The following is a 924-nucleotide window of genomic DNA, read 5'->3' on the forward strand; positions in this document are numbered from 1 at the left end:
TTCCACCCATTCGTTTGTTTTTAAATATTGGGCAACTTTCATTGCATTTTCATTTTGTTGTTTGACCCTTAAATGAAGCGTTTTCATTCCTCTTAATAACAAATATGATGCCATTGGACTTAATGTCGCGCCGTTAATTTCACGGTAATGATAAACTTGTTCGATTAAACTTTCCGGTCCACATACAACGCCCCCTAAGGCATCTGAGTGTCCGCCTAAATATTTAGTCGCACTGTGCAAGACAAGGTCCACACCTAACTCAAGCGGATTTTGGTTAACAGGTGATGCAAACGTGCCGTCGATGATAACTAAAGCACCAACATCATGACCAGCTTTTGCAACCCGCTCAATGTCGATAATTTTTAACGTCGGGTTTGTTGGGGATTCTAAATATAATACTTGGCATCCATTGACGATCTCACGTTCAATTTCTTCATGATTATCTGTTTCACAAAAGACGACATCTACTCCACTTTTCGGTAAAAACTCTGTGAAAATTTTATTCGTTCCGCCGTACGTGTCTTTAATCGTAACGACACGATCACCCGGTCGTAAAAAAGTATTCAGCGTATTAGAAATTGCGGCCATTCCTGTTGAGAAGCTTGTAGCCGCCTCAGCTCCTTCTAATTCTTTTACTTTGTCTTCAAATGCTTGCGTTGTTGGGTTCGTGTTACGACCGTAAATATGACCTTCACGCTGTCCAGTTGCGATCTCGTGCCACTCATCCATATCTTCATAGCCGTAAGACACACTATGAACGACTGGAACTTGTGTCGCCCCGTACCTAAGCTGCTCTTGTTCTCCGGACCATAATGCTTTTGTACCTGGTTTGTATTGTGTCATTGCAATCCCTCCTAATTTTTATGAAATGATTCCACTACTGTCATCTGGGAAGTGGAATGGACTGTTAACGATTAATTCACG

General features: G+C 41.6%; 1 protein-coding gene. It reads right to left on the reverse strand.

Annotated features, from left to right (window positions below):
• A partial coding sequence (locus A194_RS0116405; RefSeq protein ID WP_017187853.1) for an aminotransferase class V-fold PLP-dependent enzyme occupies positions 1-843 on the reverse strand: 843 nt, incomplete at its 3' end.
• Positions 844-924: the final 81 nt, after the last annotated feature.

The organism is Alkalibacillus haloalkaliphilus C5 (genome assembly GCF_000269905.1).
In the GTDB taxonomy this organism is placed as follows: Bacteria; Bacillota; Bacilli; order Bacillales; family Alkalibacillaceae; genus Alkalibacillus; species Alkalibacillus haloalkaliphilus_A.